Annotated in this window: 5 protein-coding genes; 1 reads left to right on the forward strand and 4 read right to left on the reverse strand. The window is 77.3% G+C overall.

Annotated features, from left to right (window positions below; all coding sequences use genetic code 11):
- The first annotated feature begins 161 nt into the window (after window positions 1-161).
- Window positions 162-914: a hypothetical protein gene (locus ABT093_RS18760; protein ID WP_350565554.1), complete on the forward strand. Its 753-nt coding sequence runs from the start codon at window positions 162-164 to the stop codon at window positions 912-914.
- 108 nt (window positions 915-1,022) lie between these two features.
- On the opposite strand, the gene ABT093_RS18765 is transcribed toward ABT093_RS18760, so the two are convergent.
- The 4 genes from ABT093_RS18765 to ABT093_RS18780 form a co-directional block, all read right to left on the reverse strand.
- Window positions 1,023-2,042 (reverse strand): hypothetical protein, encoded by a 1,020-nt coding sequence (locus ABT093_RS18765; protein WP_350565556.1) that lies wholly within the window; start codon window positions 2,040-2,042, stop codon window positions 1,023-1,025.
- A gap of 137 nt (window positions 2,043-2,179) precedes the next feature.
- Entirely contained in the window at window positions 2,180-2,923 is a 744-nt protein-coding gene (gene fabG / locus ABT093_RS18770; RefSeq protein WP_350565558.1) for a 3-oxoacyl-ACP reductase FabG, read from the reverse strand.
- A 26-nt stretch (window positions 2,924-2,949) separates the two neighbouring features.
- Window positions 2,950-13,515 (reverse strand): non-ribosomal peptide synthetase, encoded by a 10,566-nt coding sequence (locus ABT093_RS18775; protein WP_350565560.1) that lies wholly within the window; start codon window positions 13,513-13,515, stop codon window positions 2,950-2,952.
- Between the two features lie 32 nt (window positions 13,516-13,547).
- The gene (locus ABT093_RS18780; RefSeq protein WP_350565562.1) at window positions 13,548-19,307 is read right to left on the reverse strand and encodes a type I polyketide synthase; all 5,760 of its coding nucleotides are present in this window, start codon (window positions 19,305-19,307) and stop codon (window positions 13,548-13,550) included.
- Window positions 19,308-19,344 lie beyond the last annotated feature (37 nt).

Below are 19,344 nucleotides of genomic sequence, written 5' to 3' on the forward strand. Positions count from 1 at the left end.
CACACCGTCCGCAGGGCCTCGGCCCACGCCGGACGGAATTCCGAGAACCACGACACCGACCGGTGCTCCGGCCGCCCTGTGCCGTCCGACCCCGGAAGGGACGGGGCGGCACGCCCCGGCGACGGCACCCGGCCGCACACCGGACCGGGGGGAGTACCGTCATGACCCACCGTCCCGCACCAACACCCCTGACCCGCGCCGGCGGCGCGCTGCTCGCCGCGGCGGCACTCGTCCCGGCGGCGGGCGCCTGGTACCTGTTCGGCGTCGCGCTGCCGGACCGCGCCGAACAGCACCGCTCCTACACGGCCGCCACCGCCTGCCCGCCCGGCGGCCCGGGCGCGGGGAGCGAGGAGTGCGTGCGCACCGTCGCGTTCACCGTCGCCGGCACGGTCGTCCGGGAAGCGGGCAAGAGCTCCGAGTTCCGGGCGACACTGGACGGCGCGCCGTTCTGGAGCGGTGAGGTGCGGTTCGCCGACGCCGGGCCGGTGCTGAGGAGCCTGAAGCCCGGCGACCGGGTGGAAGGCACGGTGTGGCGCGGCCGGGTGACGCGCCTGGAGCGCGCCGGCCACGCGCAGGCCTCCTACGACGAGCCCAGCGACGATGAACAGTTGACCGCGGGGATGGGCACCTTCGCCGCGCTGCTCGCGGTGCTCGCCGTCGTCCTGGGCGTGCTGCGGCTCACCGGCCGGCCCAGCACCGTCGCCCTGGCCCGGACGCTCTTCGTCCGGACGCTGCTCGCGTGCGGCGCGCCCGCGGTGCTCGCGTTCTGGGCCGACCTGTCGTGGTGGACGGTACCGGCCGCAGCCGTCCCGACGGCGCTGATCGCGGCAGAGGCGGTGCGGCGCCGGCACCGGGACACCGGGAGGTTCCGGGGAGGACCGCTCGGGTTCGGGGACGGACGGCTTCCTGCCTGACTCCGGGCGGTCGGCGCGGTTGCCGCCCGCTACGGGCCGTTACGGGCCGTTACGGGTCCCTACGGGTCGCTACGGGTCGTGGAGAGGAACGGGCCGGCCACGGGATGGTCACCACCTGCGGCGGAAAGGCCCGAACCCGGCCTCGGCGGCGATCCTGTCGAGGTCGAAGGGTGGCCGGAACCGCGTCGGCTTGCCGGGGGCCATGCGCTCGATCACCTCGTGCGTGAGGCGCCTCTCCCAGCGCAACCGGCCGCAGGAACAGCCGATCGCCCCGTACCGGTCGATGAGGATCAGCAGCCAGCGGCCCTTGCCGCAGTCGCAGACGACGCGTTCCACCGTCGGCACGCACGAGACGACCCGGGTGTTCCGGCGCCCGACGGTGTACATCTCCCCTTGGAGGTGCAAGCCCTCCGTGATCATCACGTCGACCGCCCGGGCCTGACGCAGTGCCAGGGCGAAGGCCTCCCCGGCGCGTGCTTCGAGGGGGGTGATGAGCGACCGGGAATGCTCCTCCGCGTCGAACTCCGGGTCCTCGTCCCCGGAGGCCAGCGTGTGGGCGAGCAGCAGCAGGCGTTCCCTGAGGAGCAGTTCGCTGCTGGAGAGCGGCTCCGGTCGGTAGAGGAGTTCGTCCCGGATCTCGGCGGGTGCGTCCTCGACGGCCCGGGCCGCGGCCCGGGCGCGGCGTAGGAGCTCCTGGTACTTCCCGGGGAGAGTGCGGGGCAGGAAGTAGAGCCCCCAGTAGCGGCGCGCCAGCCTCCACAGGCCGGGCTCGAACCGTCTGGAGACGAGTTCGAGCGGGGACGGCGACGGCAGGTCCGGTCGGCACTCCAGCACGAGCCTGTGGTTCCACCAGACGTGCCGGGGGTCGACCAGCGGCCTGTCCCAGAGGGTCACCGAGTCCCGGACGCGGTCTTCGCGCCCGGGAGCGTCCGCGCCCGGTCCGGGCGGAGGTTCGCGCACCGCCGGAGCGTGTCCTGGTAGGGGCCGTGGGTACGTCGCCCACGTCGCGGAGTTGTCGGAGCTGTCGGAGTTGGCGATGAGGTGCCGGGGAAGGAACCGCCCCCGCCGGTCGGCGAGGAAGTCCTGGGACTCCTGCTCCGAGCTGCCGTCCCCGTCCTCGGCTGTCATGCGTTCCTCCCCGGCCTCGAAGCCGGACTCTACCGCCGATCACCGCTCACTCGTCGGCCGAGCGAGCGGGTCGCGCGCCGAACCCCTCGGAGACGGCGAGCGCCCGCTTGACATCCGGCGGGTGTCGCGAGGGCGGGTCAGCGGAAGCCGCCGTCGATGCGGACGACCTCGCCGGTGAGGTAGGAGGCCCGGTCGGAGAGCAGGAAGGCGACCAGGTCGGCGACCTCCTCGGGGCGGCCGAGGCGGCGCAGGGCGACCTGGTCGAGGGAGCGTTCGACGGCCTCCTCCGGCAGCTCGGCGACCAGGCCGGTGTCGATGTAGCCGGGCGCGACCACGTTGGCGCGGATGCCGTGGCGGCCGACCTCCTGGGCGAGCGAGCGGGTGAAGCCGATGATGCCGGCCTTGGTCGCCGCGTAGTTGGTCTGGCCGGGGTTGCCGCAGATCCCGGCGACGGAGGACAGGGTGACGATGGCGCCGTGGCGGCGCAGCGCCATGCCGTCGATGACGGCCCGGCAGGCGTGGTAGACGCCGCTCAGGTTGACCTGCACGACGTCCTGCCAGTCCTGGTCCTCCATCAGCAGCAGCGGGGTGTCGCGCAGGATCGCCGCGGAGGCGACCAGGGCGGTGACCGGGCCGAGGGCGTCCTCGGCGCCGTCGACCAGCTCGCGGACGGCGGCGGGGTCGGCGACGTCGGTGCGGCGCACGTAGGCGGCGCGGCCGAGGTCGCGCAGTTCCTTCTCCAGGGTGCGGGCGGACTCGGCGTCGTTGCTGTAGCACAGGGCGACGTCGTAGCCGTCCTCGGCCAGCCGCAGGGCGGTGGCGCGGCCGATGCCGCGGGTGCCGCCGGTGATCAGCGCGACGGGGGTGGTCGTGCGGTTCATGGCGTGCCTTCCGGGAGGGGGAGGGGTCAGGACGCCGGGTGCTGGCGCACGCGGCGGCGCAGCTCGGCGAGCGGCAGGTCCGGGTGGCGGGTCAGCTGCTCCAGCACGAACGGCCACCGGCGCATCATGGCGGCCATCGAGTGCGGGTCGATCCGCTCCGGGGAGTGGAGCCACAGGCCGCGCAGCCCGGCGCCGGACTCGTGCATCATCAGGTAGAGGTCGGCGTTGTGCGGGCGCATCCCGGTGATCAGCTCCGGGATCACCTCGGCGTCGCCGACGTTCAGGTTCAGCGGCGCCGCGCTCACGCCGTGCAGGTCCAGCGGCTCGCCGGCGACGTTGAGCAGGTTGAACAGCAGCCGCAGCGGGTTGCGGTCCTCCCCGGCGTCGCGGCGCAGCCACCGCAGCGGGACCTCCTGGTGCAGATGGGCGTCCAGGACGCCCGCGCGCACGGCGGCGAGCAGCTCGCGGACGGTGGCGCCGTCGGCGGGGCGGGGGCGGACCACCACCGGGTTGATGAAGAAGCCGATCAGCTGCTCGGTCTGCGGGTGCTCCCGCCCGGCCAGCGGGAAGCCCACCGCGAGGTCGGCGCCGCCGTCGGCGTAGCTCTGCAGCAGCAGGTGGAAGGCGGACAGCAGCAGCATGAACAGGGTCACGCCCTCGCGGTGCGCGGCCTCCTTCAGTGCGGCGGTGACCTCCGGTGCCAGGACGAAGCCGCTGGTGAAGCCCTCGACGGTGCCGGTCTTCTGGTGCTCGGGCGCCTCGAACCGGGGCAGTGCCGGGAGGTCCGCCAGCAGCCGCTCCCAGTGGGCGATGTGCGGGGCGAGCTCGCCGTCGGCCAGCCGGCGCCGCTGCCAGGCCGCCCAGTCCTGGTACTGGACCGCCGGTTCGGGCAGCCGGGGCTCGCGGCCCAGCACCCGGGCGGCGTACAGCTCGCGCAGCTCGCGGCCGAGCAGCGCGTAGGACCACAGGTCGACCACGATGTGGTGCAGCACCAGCACCAGCACCCAGGCGTCCGGGCCGGTGGCGACCAGGGTGCCCCGCACCAGCGGGCCCTCGGCGAGCCGGAACGGGCGGTCCACCTCGGCCTCGACCAGCCGGCGCAGCGCCTGCTGCCGGGTGGCCGCGGGCTCGCCGCGCACGTCCACGGTGGCCAGCGGCCAGCGGCCGGCCGGGTCGGCCAGCTGGCGCCAGGAGCCGGGGCCGTCCTCGACGATCCGGGTCCGCAGGGCCTCGTGGCGGCGCACGACCGCGTCCAGGCTCTCCCGCAGCGCCTCGGGGTCGAGCGGGCCGGTCAGCACCGTCGCGGTGATGACGTTGTGGTGGGCGGCCTCCGGGTCGACCGGCTGGTGCATGATGTCCAGCTGGGAGAAGGAGAGCGGCACGCCCGCGCTGCGGTCGGCCCGCGGCACGGCGCCGCCGGGACGCGCGGGGCGGGCACGGCGAGCGGGGCGGGCCGGGTGGCGGACGGGCGGGGGACCGCCGGCGCCGGGCAGGGCGGCGCAGACGGCGACGGCCCGCAGGGCGGCGAACCACGTCTCGGCCAGCTCGCGCACCGCGGCCTCGTCCAGTTGCCCGCGCGCCCACGTCCAGCCGGCCGCCAGTCGCGGGCCGTCGGGGCCGTCGTAGGTGACGGCGTCGAGCTCCACCGGGTGGGTGCGCGGTCCGGCCGGGGCGTCGGCGTCGCCGAGGGCGAGCGCCGCGTCGGCCGCGACCGGCGCCCAGGGGGTGTCCGGGCCGGCGTCGGCGAAGCGTCCCAGGTAGTTGAACGCCACCTGCGGGGCGGGCAGTTCGGCCAGCGCCGGGGCGGTCCGCGGGTTGAGCCGGCGCAGCAGGCCGTGGCCCAGGCCGTCCCCGGGCAGGGCGGCCAGCTGCTCCCTGATCCGGACCACGGCGGCGGCCAGCTCCGGTCCGGCGGCCTCGACCTGCGGCCAGTCCAGCGGGCCGGCCGCCAGACGCACCGGCTGGACGGCGGTGAACCAGCCCACGGTGCGGGACAGGTCGATCCCCTCGGCGAGTTCCTCCTGGCGGCCGTGGTTCTCCACGGCGACCAGCACCCCGCCGGCCGGCGGCCGGTGCGGGGCGCGGCGGCGGCGCCACTCCTCCAGGGCGATGCCGAAGGCGGCGAGCAGCACGTCCTGCACGCCGGTGTGGAAGGCGGCGGGGGCGGTGGCGAGCAGCGGGGCGGTGGCCCCGGGCGGCAGGGTGAGGAGCAGCCGGCCGGTTCCCCCGGCCGGGTCGGGCTCGGGGCCGTGCGGGAGCAGCGGTGGTGTGCCGTTCAACAGTTGCTGCCAGGCGGGGAGTTCGGCGAGCCGGCGGGGGTCGGTGGCCTCCTCGGTCAGCAGCTCGGCCCAGTGCCGCACGGAGGTGCCCACCGGGGCGAGCGGCACCGGCCGGTCCGCGAGCACCGCCTCACCGGCGGCCCGCAGGTCGGGCAGCAGGATCCGCCAGGACACCCCGTCCACCACCAGGTGGTGCAGCACCAGCAGCAGCCGTCCGGCCGCGCGCGGCCCGGCGTCCAGCCAGACCGCCTGGAGCACCACCCCGGCCCACGGGTCCAGGCGGCGCCGGGCGGCGGCGGCCTCGGCGGCGGTCAGCGCCCGCAGCCCGTCCGCGTCCAGGCCGGCGGCGTCCACCCGCCGCAGGTGGTCGGCGGCCCGCACCGCGCCGGCCGGAGCGGCGTGCAGCACCCAGCGCCCGTCCGCCCGGACGGCCGGCCGGGAGCGCAGCACGTCGTGGTGGTCGACCAGGGCCTGCAGCACGGCGGCCAGCCGCGGCAGGTCCAGCTCCCCGGCCGGCGGGACGGCGACCGCCGCCTCCTGGGCGAACCGACCGAACTCGCCGTCCGGAAGGTCCAGTTCGCGCAGCCACTCGGTGATCGGGGTGGGCGCGATCTCGCCGGTTCCCGGGGACCCGGTGCCCGCCGCGGACCCGGCGCGCACGGCGACGGCCGCGAGCGCGGCCACCGACTGGTGGGCGAGGACGTCGCGCGCGCCGATCACCAGCCCGGCCGCCCGGGCCTGGGAGACCACCTGGATCGCCTGGATGCTGTCGCCGCCCAGGTCGAAGAAGCCGTCCCCGGTGCCGACCTCCGCCAGCCCCAGCACCTCGGCGTAGATCGCGCACAGCGCCTCCTCGGCCGGGGTGCGCGGGCGCCCGGAGCCCACCGCGGCGGCGAACTCGGGCGCGGGCAGCCGCTCCCGGTCCACCTTGCCGTGGGCGGTGAGCGGCAGCTCGCCCAGCACCACCACCGCGGCCGGGACCAGGTACGGCGGCAGCTGCGCGGCCAGCGCGGCCCGCAGCGCCGCCGGGTCCGGCGCCGCCCCCGGCCGGGGGACCACGTAGCCGGCCAGCGCCCGCCGGCCCGGCCGGTCCTCCCGGACCGCCGCCACCGCCTGCGCCACCTCCGGCAGCGCGGCCAGCGCCGACTCGACCTCGCCCAGCTCGATCCGGAAGCCCCGGACCTTCACCTGGTGGTCGGTGCGGCCGAGGAACTCCAGCTGCCCGTCCGGGCGCCACCGCACCCGGTCCCCGGTGCGGTACATGCGCGCACCGGGCGGGCCGAACGGGTCCGCCGGGAAGCGGCGCGCCGTCAGGCCCGGGCGTCCCAGGTAGCCCCGGGCCAGCCCGGCTCCCGCCACGTACAGCTCGCCCGGCACCCCGGGCGGCACCGGCCGCAGGCCCTCGTCCAGCACGTACACCCGCGCGCCCGGGACCGGCCGGCCGATCGGCGGGGCGCCGCCGCCGGGCGACAGCGGCCCGGTCAGGGTGGCGCACACCGTGGTCTCGGTCGGCCCGTAGGCGTTGACCATCCGCCGTCCGGCCGACCAGCGGTCGACCAGCGCCGCCGGGCAGGCCTCGCCCGCGACCACCAGGGACAGGCCGGCGGGCAGCCCGCCCTCCGGCACGGCGGCCAGCACGCTGGGCGGCAGCGTCACATTGGTCACCCCGAACCGCTCGCAGGTGCGGGCCAGCGGCTCGCCCGGGAGCAGCTCCTCCTTGGGGACGACGACCAGCGCGGCCCCGGTCAGCAGCGCGTCGCAGCGCTCGGCCACCGAGGCGTCGAAGCCCGGCGAGGCGAACTGCAGCACCCGGCTGTCGCCGTCCAGGCCGAAGGCCCCGGCCTGCGCGGCGACCAGGCCGGGGATGCCGCGGTGGGTGACCACCACGCCCTTGGGCGTACCGGTGGACCCCGAGGTGTAGATGACGTACGCCGCGTTCGCCGGGGTCAGCGGCCCGGTGCGGTCGGCGTCCGTCGGCGCGGTGGCGGGGCGGGCGGCGAGCTCGGCCGCGACGCCGGGGTCGTCCAGGCGCAGCACCGGCACGCCGGTCGGCGGCAGCGCGCCGGCCGACTCCGCGTCGGTCAGCAGCAGCACCGGCCGGGCGTCCCGGAGCAGCAGGCCGATCCGCTGCGCCGGGTAGTCCGGGTCGACGGGCAGGTGGACGGCGCCCGCCTTCAGCACGGCCAGCATCGCCACCACCGAGGCGGCGGTGCGGGCCAGCGCCACCGCCACCGGGCGTTCGGGGCCCGCCCCTCGGTCGATCAGCAGCCGGGCCAGCCGGTTCGCCTCCTCCTCCAGCCGCGCGTACGTCAGCTCCCGCGCGGCGTCCAGCACGGCGGGCCGGTCGGGGGTGCGGGCCGCCTGGGCCTCGAACAGCTGCGGCAGGGTGGCGGCCGGCGGTGCCGGGGCCGCGGCGTTCCAGACGGTCAGCAGCCGGTGCCGCTCCTCGGGCGCCAGCAGGTCGACCTCGCCGACGGGGCGGTCCGGCGCGGCGCAGCCGGCCTCCAGCAGCCGGCCCAGCCGCGCGGCCAGCTGCTCCACGGTGGCCGCGTCGAAGACGTCGGCGTTGTACTCGACGACGCCGTCCACCCCGGCCGGCGCGCCGTCACCGGGGGTGCGCCGGCCGGTCAGCGAGAACACCAGGTCCATCCGGGCGCCGCCGGTGTGCGCCGGCACGACCTCCTCGGTCAGGCCCGGCAGGCCGAGCACCGCGTCCGGGACGTTCTGCCAGGCGAGCATCACCTGGAACAGCGGGTGGTGGGCGGTGGAGCGGGCCGGGCGCAGCGCGTCCACCAGGAACTCGAACGGGACCTCCTGGTGGGCGTACGCGTCCAGGGCGCGCTCGCGGACCCGCGCCAGCAGCTGCCGGAAGGTCGGCCGGCCGGCGGTGGAGACCCGCAGCACCAGGGTGTTGACGAAGAAGCCGACCAGCTCCTCGGTGGCGGTGTCGGTGCGCCCGGCGACGGTCGCCCCGACCGGGATGTCGTCCCCGGCGCCCAGCCGGTGCAGCAGCGCGGCCAGCGCGGCCTGGACGACCATGAACTCGCTGGCGTCGTGCCGCCGGGCGAGGCCGGCGACGGCGGCGTGCAGCCCGGCGTCCCACCGCAGGGCGACGGTGCCGCCGCGCCGGGACGCCGCGGCCGGGTGCGGCCGGTCGGTGGGCAGCGCGATCCGTTCCGGCAGGCCGTCCAGCGCCTGGCGCCAGTGGGCGAGTTCGCGGGTCCAGGAGCTGTCCGGGTCGTCCTGGTCGCCGAGCAGCCGCCGCTGCCACAGGGTGTAGTCGGCGTACTGGACCGGCAGCGGTGCCCAGCGCGGCGGGCGGCCCTGCGCGCGGGCGGTGTAGGCGGTGGCCAGGTCGCGCCCGAGCAGGGCGACGGACCAGCCGTCGGCGGCGATGTGGTGCACCACCAGGATCAGGGTGTGCCGCCGCGGGCCGTGCACCAGCAGCTCGGCGCGCACCGGCGGTTCGCCGGCCAGGTCGAAGCGGTGGCGGGCGGCGGCCTCGACGGCGGGCGCGGCGTCGGCCTCGGGCACCTCGGTGACGGTCAGCGCGGTGCGCCCGGCGTCGGGGCGCAGCACGTGCTGGCGCGGGACGCCGGCGGTGTCGGGGAAGACGGTGCGCAGCGCCTCGTGCCGCCGCACGACGTCGGCGAGCGCGGCGCGCAGCGCCTCGGCGTCCAGCGGGCCGTCCAGGCGCACGGCCATCGGGATGTTGTCGGTGGCGGAGGGGCCGTGCAGCCGGTCCAGGAACCAGAGCCGGCGCTGGGCGAAGGAGAGCGGCAGTTCGGCGGGCCGTGGCTCCGGCCCGAGGGCGGGGCGCGGCGGCGCGGCCCCGGCGCCGTCGGGCCCCCGGCCGGCCAGCCGCTCGGCGAGGCCGGCCACCGTCGGGGTCTCGAACAGCGCCCGGACCTGCACCTCGGCGCCCAGCGCCGCCCGGATCCGGGACACCAGCCGGGTGGCGAGCAGGGAGTGGCCGCCCAGGTCGAAGAAGCTGTCGTGGACGCCGACCGCGGGCACCCCGAGCACCTTGGCGAACAGCGCGCAGAGCGCCTCCTCGCGCTCGTCGCGCGGGGCGAGGTAGGCCGAGGCGAGGTCGCGGCGCCCGCCGTCGGGGGCGGGCAGCGCGGCGCGGTCGGTCTTGCCGTTGGGGGTCAGCGGCAGGGCGTCGAGCAGCACGTAGGCGGAGGGCACCATGTAGCCGGGCAGGCGTTCGGCCAGCGCGGCGCGCAGCACCGGGACGAGGCGGCGGGCCAGCCGGCGGCGGGTGCCGCTGACCAGGCGGCCCCAGTCCGGCTCCTGTCGCGGCGGCTCGGCGGGGCGCGGCAGGCCGAGGACGGGCGTGCCGTCGGCGCCGCGGCGGCGGGCCACCAGGGTGAGCGCGCCGTCGGGGCCGTGGCCGGACCAGTCGAGGTCGATCCGGTAGCCGGTGGCGGCGGCGAGGGCCCACAGCTCCTCGGGGTCCACCGCCCCGGGGCGGGCGGCGGGCGGCGGGCCGCTCTCCTCCGGCCGCCCGAGCGCGTCGGCGAGTTCCCGGACCCGGGCGTTGGGCACCGCGCGGACGGCCAGCAGGTCGGGCCGCCCGGTGGTCAGCCGCTCGCGCAGGGCGTCCACGGTCAGGCCCTCGGCCGTCCAGTCCAGCCACGCGGCCCCGGCCGGTGCGGCGGCGGGGCGGCCGGTGGTGAGCAGGACGTCGTAGCGGAAGCGGGTCAGCTCGTCGGCGCCGGAGGCCCGTTTGGGCAGCACCCGGACCTCGCCGATCGCCGGGAAGCGCCGTGGCAGGGCGGTGAACAGGGCGGGGTCGAGGACCAGTTCCTCGTCCTCCTCCGCCCGGCGGCGCGCCCGGGCGAGCAGCTGGGCGGCGGGCAGCCCCGGTTCGGCGTGCGCCTGCTGGACCGAGAGGTGGAACGCCGTCAGCAGCGGCAGGCTGCGGATGTCGCCGAGGAACAGCGAGCCGCCCGGGGCCAGCCGGGCCAGCGCGCCCTCGACGACCCGCAGCAGGTAGCGCTCGTCGGGGAAGTACTGGACCACCGAGTTGAGCACGACGACGTCGAACAGCTGCTCGGGCAGGAGCTCCGGCCGGTCGGCCGGGCAGGCGTGCAGGGCGACCTCGCCGAGGGCGCCGGCGGCGGCGTCGACCACCGTGCGCAGGCCGTCGAGGGCGACCTCGGAGATGTCGGTGCCCCAGTACCGCTTCGTGTGCGGGGCGACCCGCCGGAGGATCAGGCCGGTGCCGCAGCCGATCTCCAGGACCGAGCGCGGGCGCAGCTCCAGGATCCGCTCGGCGGTGCGGTCGGCCCAGGCGCGCATCTCGGCGGCCGGGATCGGCTCCCCGGTGTAGCTGCTGTTCCAGCCGCGCAGGTCCTCGCCGGGGACCGGCGCCGCCCCCGGAGCGCCGGGCCCGTCGTCCGGCCCGTCGTAGGCGCTGTCCCAGATCCGGCGCCACTCGTCGACCTGGTCCGGCCACTCCTGCGCCGGGCCCGCGCCGCCCTCGGCCGCCGGCACCACGTAGGCCACCAGCCGCTGGTCACCGGGGACGTCCTCGCGGACCGTCACCACCGCGTGGCCGACCTCCGGGCGGGCGGCCAGCTCGCTCTCGATCTCGCCCGGCTCGATCCGGAAGCCGCGCAGCTTCACCTGGTGGTCCAGGCGCCCCAGGAACTCGATGCCGCCGTCCCGGCGCCGGCGCACCAGGTCCCCGGTGCGGTAGAGGCGGGCCGCCGGGTCCGGGTCGAACGGGTGCGGGACGAACCGCTCGGCCGTCAGCTCCGGCCGGCCCAGGTAGCCGCGGGCCAGCCCGGCGCCGCCGATCACCAGCTCCCCGGGCACCCCGGCCGGTACCAGCCGGCCCCGCTCGTCGAGCACGTGCAGCTCGGTGTTGGCGATCGGCGCGCCGATCGAGATCGGGCCGTCGCCCACCTCGGCCACCGCCGACCAGATGGTGGTCTCGGTCGGCCCGTACATGTTCCACAGCTCCACGCCGCCCGCCCGCAGCCGCCGCGCCAGCCCGGCGGGCAGCGCCTCGCCGCCGGCCAGCGCCCGCAGGCCCGGCGCGCCGCGCCAGCCCGCGTCCAGCAGCATCCGCCAGGTGGACGGGGTGGCCTGCATGACGCTCGCCCCGCAGGCGGTCAGCAGCCGTGCCAGCCGCTCGCCGTCGGCCGCCGCGGCGCGCTCGGCGACCACCACCCGGGCGCCCGTCACCAGCGGCAGCAGCAGCTCCAGCAGCGAGATGTCGAAGGAGTGCGTGGTGACCGCCAGCAGGGTGTCGTCCGCCCGCAGGCCCGGCCGCTCGCCCATCGCCCGCAGGAAGTTGGCCAGCGCCCGGTGCGGGACCTGCACGCCCTTCGGCCGTCCGGTCGAGCCCGAGGTGTAGATGACGTACGCGAGGTCCGCCGGGTCCACCGGCGCGCCGGGGCCGCCGGCCGGTCCGGGCTCGGCCGGTCCGGCGGCGGGCTCCGCGTCCGGCTCGTCCAGGCAGATCACCTCCGCGCCGGACGCCGGCAGCCGCCCGGCCACCGCCCGCTGGGTGAGCAGCACCGGCAGCCCGGAGTCGGCCAGCATGAAGGCGATCCGCTCCGGCGGGAAGTGCGGGTCCAGCGGGACGAACGCGCCGCCCGCCTTCAGCACCGCCAGCAGCGCCACCACCAGGTCGACCGAGCGCTCGGTGCAGACGCCGACCAGGACGTCCCGGCCGACGCCGCGGCGCCGCAGCCGGCGGGCCAACCGTTCGGCGCGGCCGTCCAGTTCGGCGTAGGTCAGCGCCTCGGCGCCGTAGCGCACCGCCTCCGCGCCGGGGGTGCGGGCGGCCTGCTCGGCGAAGCGGTGGTGGACCAGTCCCGGGTCGGGCCACGGGCGGCGGGTGTCGTTCCCCTGCCCGCGCAGCCGCCGCTGCTCCTCGGCCGAGAGCAGCGGCAGCTCGCCGACCGGGCGGTCCGGCTCGGCGAGCAGCCGCTCCACCAGCAGCCGCAGATGGCCGGCGAGCTGGTCGACGGTGGCCGCGTCGAACAGGTCGGTGTTGTACTCGAAGCGGCCGCTCAGGCCCTCGGGACGGTCGAAGACCTGGAGTTCCAGGTCGAAGCGGGCGGTGCCGCTCTCCACCTCCATCGGCTCCAGCCGCAGCCCCGCCACGTCGAAGGAGGGCATCGCGATGTTCTGGAAGACGAAGGAGACCTGGAACACCGGGGTGCGGGAGAGGTCGCGCCGCGGGTGCAGCTCCTCCACCAGCCGCTCGAACGGCAGCTCCTGGTGGGCGAAGGCGCCCAGGCAGACCGGCCGCACCCGGGCCAGCAGCTCCCGGAAGGACGGCGCGCCGGACAGGTCGGTGCGCAGCGCCAGCATGTTGGCGAAGTAGCCGATCAGCCGCTCGACCTCGGGGCGGCCCCGGTTGGCGACCGGCACGCCGACCACCACGTCCTCCTCCCGGGTGTAGCGGTGCAGCAGCACCTGGAAGGCCGCGAGCAGCGTCATGAACGGGGTGACGCCCTCGGCGCGGCTGAACTCCCGGACGTGCTCCATCAGTTCGGTGGGGAGTGCGAAGGGGCGCGAACCGCCCCGGGTGGTCCGTACGGCGGGCCGGGGCCGGTCGGCGGGCAGCTCCAGGGCGGCCGGGGCCCCGGCGAGCGTCCGCGTCCAGTACGCGAGGTCGGCCGCCGCGCCGTCGCCCTCCAGCCGTTTGCGCTGCCAGACCGCGTAGTCGGCGTACTGGATCGGCAGCTCGGGCAGCACGGCGTCGGTGCCGGTGGCGTAGCCGCCGTAGAGCGCCACCAGCTCGTCCAGGAAGACCGAGGTGGACCAGAGGTCGCCCGCGATGTGGTGGATGGTCAGCAGCAGGACGTGCTCGTCGGCGGCCAGCCGCAGGAAGCGCATCCGCACCAGCGGGCCGGTGGCCAGGTCGAAGGGGCGGGCGAACTCCTCGCGGGCCAGCGCCCGTACGCCCGCCTCGCCGTCCGGGCCGGCCAGGTGCTCGCAGGCGGTGACGGCGAACTCCGGCTCGGTGCCCTCGGTGACCACCTGCACCGGTTCGCCGTCCACCTCGCGGAAGGTGGTGCGCAGCGCCTCGTGGCGCCGGGCGATGGCGGAGACGGCGCGGCGCCACAGCTCCAGGTCGAACGGGCCGTGGATCCGGGTGGCGCCGCAGACGTTGTAGGCGGTGTCACCGGGCGTCAACTGGTCCAGGAACCACATCCGCTGCTGCGGGAAGGAGGCCGGGAACCGGTGCCGGCGGGGCCGGCCGGCGGCCTGCCTGCGGCGCAGCCGTTCGGCGAGCAGGGCGCGCCTCTCGGCGGCGGACAGGGCGGCGGGGTCGGGGGTGGTCATCGCGGGTCCGTCCTCGGCTGTGTCGCGGGCGCTCATTCCTGGTCACCCCGGTCGGTGGACTCCTCGGCGAGCAGGGCCCGGAGCCGGGCCTCCACCTCGGCGTCGGACAGGCCGTCGAGGTCGTCCGGGCCGACGAGATCGGACAGGGCGCCGAGGTCGTCGGGGCCGTGGAGTTCGGCGGACGCGTCCCGGCTCAGCGCCTCGATGGCCTCCCCGGTGTCGCCGCCGCCGGCCCCGGCCAGCAGCCGGACGGTGTGCGCGACGGTCGGGGAGTGGAAGAAGTCGCGCAGGTCGAGTTCGGTGCCGAAACGGCCCTGGATCCGGGTGTTGAGCCGCACGGCGGCCAGCGAGTGACCGCCCAGCGCGAAGAAGTCGTCGTCGACGCCCACCTCCTCGACGCCCAGCACCTCCCGCCACAGCGCCGCGACGGCCTCCTCCTGCTCGGTGGCCGGTGCCACGAACGGGGTCGCCAGCGCGGGGCGCGGGTGGCTGCCGCCGGCCGGCGCCGGCCGGTCCAGCTCCCGGGCCAGCAGGGCGGGGGTGATCGAGCGGGCCAGCCGGCGCTGCGCACCGAAGTCCTGCGGGGTGACCACCAGATGGGCGGGAAGTTCGGGCTGCGCCAGCACCCGGGCGAAGGCGGCCCGGCCGTCCGCCTCGCCGAAGCCCCGGCCGAGCGCCGCCAGGGCGCCGGTGGCGGCGGGCGCCGCGCCCGCACCGGTGCCGCCGCCCGCCGACTCGGCCTCCGCGACGGTCCGCCCGATCTGTTCCAGCAGCGCGTCGACGTCGTTGATCCGCTTGACCGTGAAGTCGCTCACCCGGACCAGCAGCCGGCCGTCGGGGCCGAGGAGTTCGAGGTCGCAGCTGAGCGTCTCGCCGCTCGACCCGGCGGGGTGCCCGATCTCCACCGCCACGTGCACGGTGCCGGTCAGCGGGTGGTGGATCCGCAGGCTCCGGTAGGTGAGCGGCAGGTAGTACGGGTCCTCGGCGTGCAGCCGGAAGACCCCGCTGGCCATGTCGAGCAGCGCCGGGTGCAGCGGGTAGGCGTCCAGGTCGGCGAGGAAGGCGTCGTCCAGCCGGAGGGTGGCGAGCATCCGCCGGCCGCCGGTGCGGATGGTCCTGAGCACCTGCCAGCGCGGGCCGAACCAGAACCGCAGCGGCCCGCCGCCCTCCTCGAAGCGCTCCACCCCGAGCCGGCGGCGGATCTCCTCCTCGGTCTCCAGGACCTCGGTCACCTCGCAGCGGGCCTCCACCTCGGCGAGGTCGCGCACGGTGTCCGGGCCGCGCTCGTGGAACGAGGCCGAGCCGACGGCGTGCTCGCGCCACGGCGCGTCCTCGGCGGGGCGGCTGCGGACCGTGAAGTGCGGCCGGCCGTCGCGTTCCTCGATCGTGGTGTACACCGTGCGGCGCTGCCCGTCCGGGACGATCACCGGCGTCATGAACAGCACGTCGTGCAGCTCGATCTCGCGCTCGCCCGCCTGCCCGGCCAGCGCGGCGCGGACGAGTTCCAGATAGGCGGTGCCCGGCACCAGGCCGTGGCCCATCAGCCGGTGGTCGTCGACGATCCAGCTGTCCGCGGTGGACAGCTCGGTCGCCCAGACGCGGGTGGTGCCCTCGGAGCGGACCGGCCGCAGCAGCGGGTGCCCGCCCCCCTCGGCGGCGCCGGGCCGGGCGGTGAGCCCGGCGGCCATGCCGACGCCCTCCCAGGTGCCCCAGCCGAGCGAGGTGACCGGCCGGCCCCGCCGGCGCCGCTCCTGGGCGAAGGCGTCCAGGAAGGCGTTGGCGGCGGCGTAGTCGCTCTGGCCGGGCCCGCCGAGCACGGCGCTGACCGAGGAGCAGAGCAGGAGGAAGTCCAGCGGATCGTGCGCGGTGAGCCGCTCCAGCAGCAGGGTGCCCAGGGTCTTCGCCGCCAGCACGCCGTCCGCCTCCGCCGGGGTGCGGCGCGCCAGCATCCCGGCCGACGGCGCCCCGGCGGCGTGCACGACGCCGTTCAACGGGCCGAACCGCGCGCGCAGTTCGGCGATCCGGGCGGCCAGTCGCGGCTCGTCGGTGACGTCGGCGCGCAGCACCGCGATCCGGGCGCCGCGCTCGCGCAGCCGGATCAGCCGGCGGATCCGGACGCCGGTCGGGTCGTGCTCGCCGTGCGCGGCGAGCCAGCCGGGCCAGTCCTCCTCGGCGGGGAAGTCGGAGCGGGCGAGCAGGCCGAGGGCGGGGGCCTCGGCTCCCTGCGCCAGCTGCTCGGCGAGGGCCAGGCCGACGCCGCCGAGACCGCCGGTGACCAGGTAGACGCCGCCGTCGCGCGGGCCCACCGGGCCGTCCGTCGGCGCGTCCTCGGCGGGCAGCGGCAGGGCGTCGAAGTCGCGGACCCACCAGTGCCGGCCGCGCAGCGCGAGGTCGCGCTCGCCGGGCCCGCGCAGCAGCAGCGCGTGCACGGAGCGCACCGACTCCCCGGCCGGGGCCTGCGGGTCGGTGCCGGTGACGTCCAGCAGGCGGCAGGTGACGTCCGGCAGCTCCTGCGGAAGCACGGTGCAGGGGCCGGCCAGCAGGGCCTGCTCGGGGCGCAGCGGCTCGTCGCCGGTGACGGCGTGCACGCCCCGGCACAGCACGTCGACGGTGACCGGGACGGCGGGGCGGGTGTCCCCGAGGGCCTGGGCGAGGGCGCTCAGGCTGTCCAGGCCGAGCCGGCGGGCCGCCGCCAGCCGGGCTTCGTCCGGCGCGGGGGCGCCGGACGGCTCCTCGGCCAGGGTGAACGCGTGCACCAGCCGCAGGGCGGCCGCGTCCTGGAGGTCCAGGGCGCCGAGCAGGCCGGCGAGCTGGGCGCGGTCGGCCGGCTCCAGCGCCCAGGAGCGCTCGCCGAGGGCGCGCGGGCCGGGGACGCGCAGCCCGTCGGTGCGCGCGGGGCCGTCGTCGGCGGCGACCCGCACGACGGAGGCGCCCTGCCCGGCGAGCCGGTCGGCGAGGGCGGCGCCGAGGCCGGTGTCCGCGCCGAGCACCACCCACAGCGCCGCGCCGTCGGGGCCCGGCCGGCCGGCGGCCGGTGCCAGGCGCCGCCAGCCGGGCGTGCGGAACCAGTCCTCGACCGGCACCGGGCCGGCCGGGCGCCCGGGCCCGGCGGCGGTGGCGCCCGGGTCGGGGTCGACCCAGAAGCGCTCGCGCTGGAAGGCGTGGCCGGGCAGCCGCAGCACCCGCCCGGCGGCGGGCCCGAGGGCGGCCGGGTCGACGGGCGCCCCGGCGCTCCACAGCGCCCCCACGGCCTGCGCCAGCCGGACCCGGTCGTCCGCCCGCTCGTGCGGGTGGCGCAGCGAGCCGACCACCGTGCGGCCCTCCCGCCAGGCGTGGTGGCGGCGGACGAAGTCGCCGAGGGTGTGCCCGGGGCCGACCTCCAGCAGCACCCAGGACGGGTCGGCCAGCAGCAGGGCGGCCGCGTCGGCGAACCGGACGGGCGCGCGCAGGTGGCGGCCCCAGTACTCCGGGTCGGTCGCCTCCTCGTCGGTGATCCAGCTGCCGGTGACGCCGGAGCAGAACGGGATCCGCGGCGGGCTCAGCCGCACCCCGCGGACCGCCTCCACCAGCGGGCCGACGGCGCCGTCCACGGCGGCGGAGTGGAAGGCGTGCGAGGTGTGCAGCCGGCGGCAGGGGAGGCCCGCCGCCTTGAGCCGCCGCTCCAGGCCGTCCACCGCCCCGGTCGGGCCGGAGACCACGCTCAGCTCGCTGGAGTTGACCGCCGCCACGGCGAGCTCCGGGGCCTCGCCGAGCCAGGGCGCGAGGTCCCGCTCGGCCAGGAAGACGGTGAGCATCGACCCGGCGGGCATCGCCTGGACCAGTCGGCCCCGGGCCGCCACCAGGCGCACAGCGTCCTCCAGGGGGAACACGCCCGCCAGGCAGGCCGCGACGTACTCGCCGACGCTGTGCCCGGCCATGGCGCCGGGCCGCACGCCGAGCGCCTCCCACTGCCGGGCCAGCGCGTACTCGACCAGGAACAGGGCCGGCTGGGCGAACTCGGTGCGGGTCAGCCGCTCCTCGGCGGCCTCGGCGCCGGCCGGGCCGGGGAACAGCAGGGCGCGCAGGTCCTCGCCCAGCTCGGCGGCGAACAGCTCGGCGCCGCGGTCGAGTTCGGCGGTGAACACCGGCTCGCGGCGGTACAGGCCGCGGGCCATGCCGGTGTACTGGGTGCCCTGGCCGGGGAACAGGAAGGCGGTCCGGGCCCGCTCGGCGGCCTCGGCGGTGCCGGCGGCGCTCACGGCGCGCAGCGCGGCGAGCACCTCGGCGCGGTCGCGGCCGACCACCGCGCGGCGCCGGGCGAAGGCGCGCCGGCGGTGCGCCAGGGTGTGCGCGAGGTCGGCCAACTCCGTTGCGGGGTGGGCCTCCAGGTGGTCGGCCAGCCGCCGGGCGCTCTCGGCGACGGCCTCGCCCGTCCGCCCGGACAGCGGCAGCAGGACCGGGGTGTCCCCGTCGGTCGCCGCCGGTGGCAGCGGCTCGGGCGGCGGTCCCTCCTCCAGCACCAGGTGCACATTGGTGCCGCCGATGCCGAAGGAGCTGACCCCCGCCCGGCGCGGCGAGCCGCCCCGGGGCCACGGCCGCAGCCGGTCGTTGACGAAGAACGGGCCCGTCTCCAGGTCGAGTTCGGGGTGGGGCTTGGTGAAGTGCGGCGTCGGCGGGATCGCCTCGCGGCGCAGCGCCAGCACCGTCTTGATCAGCGCCGCGACCCCGGCGGCGGCGTCCAGATGGCCGATGTTGCCCTTCACCGAGCCGATCGCGCAGAAGCCGGTGGCCCCGGTGGTCTCCCGGAAGGCGCGGGTGAGCGCGGCGAGTTCGATCGGGTCGCCGAGCGCGGTGCCGGTGCCGTGGGCCTCCAGGTAGCCGATGGAGCCGGCGTCCACCCCGGCCACCGCCAGCGCCTCGGCGACCACCGCGGCCTGGCCGTCGACGCTCGGCGCGGTGTACCCGGCCTTCAGCGAGCCGTCGTTGTTGACCGCCGAGCCGAGCACCACGGCGTCCACGGTGTCGCCGTCGCGGCGGGCGTCGGCCAGCCGGCGCAGCACCACGACGCCGGCGCCGTTGCCGGGCACCGTCCCGGCCGCCGCCGCGTCGAACGGCCGGCAGTGTCCGTCGGGGGAGAGGATGCCGCCCGGCTCGTAGGCGTAGCCCTGCGCGAGGGGCGAGCCGATCGACACCCCGCCGGCCAGCGCGAGGTCGCACTCGCCGTCGAGCAGGCTCTGGCAGGCCAGGTGGACGGCGGCCAGCGAGGTCGAGCAGGCGGTCTGCACGGTCAGCGCCGGGCCGGTCAGGCCGAGCTTGTAGGCGACCCGGGTGGCCAGGAAGTCCTTGTCGGAGGCGAGCAGCGTCTGGTACGGCCCCGCCGCGTCGTAGACCCGCCGGTTGGCCGTCACGTTGTGCAGCAGGTAGGTGTTCATGCCGGCGCCGGCGAACACCCCGATCCGGCCCGCGAACGCCTCCGGCACGCACCCGGCGGACTCCAGGGCCTCCCAGGCGCACTCCAGGAACACCCGGTGCTGGGGGTCCATGATCTCGGCCTCGCGCGGGCTGTAGCCGAAGAACGCCGCGTCGAAGCGGTCCGCGCCCTCCAGCACGCCCTTGGCCCGCACGTAGCCGTCCCGGCCGGACACCGCGGGATCCACCCCGGACGCCCGCAGCTGCTCCTCGGAGAGGACGGAGACCGACTCCCGGCCCTCCTCCAGGTTCCTCCAGAAGGTGTCGACGTCGGGGGCGCCGGGGAAGCGGCCGGCCATCCCGACGATGGCGATCTGGTCGAGTTCTTCGGACATCTCCGGCATCGGGGTCTCCTGTCGCCCTCTCATGTCGCTACCTCGG

The sequence above is a fragment of the Kitasatospora sp. NPDC002551 genome, from assembly GCF_040296005.1.
In the GTDB taxonomy this organism is placed as follows: domain Bacteria; phylum Actinomycetota; class Actinomycetes; order Streptomycetales; family Streptomycetaceae; genus Kitasatospora.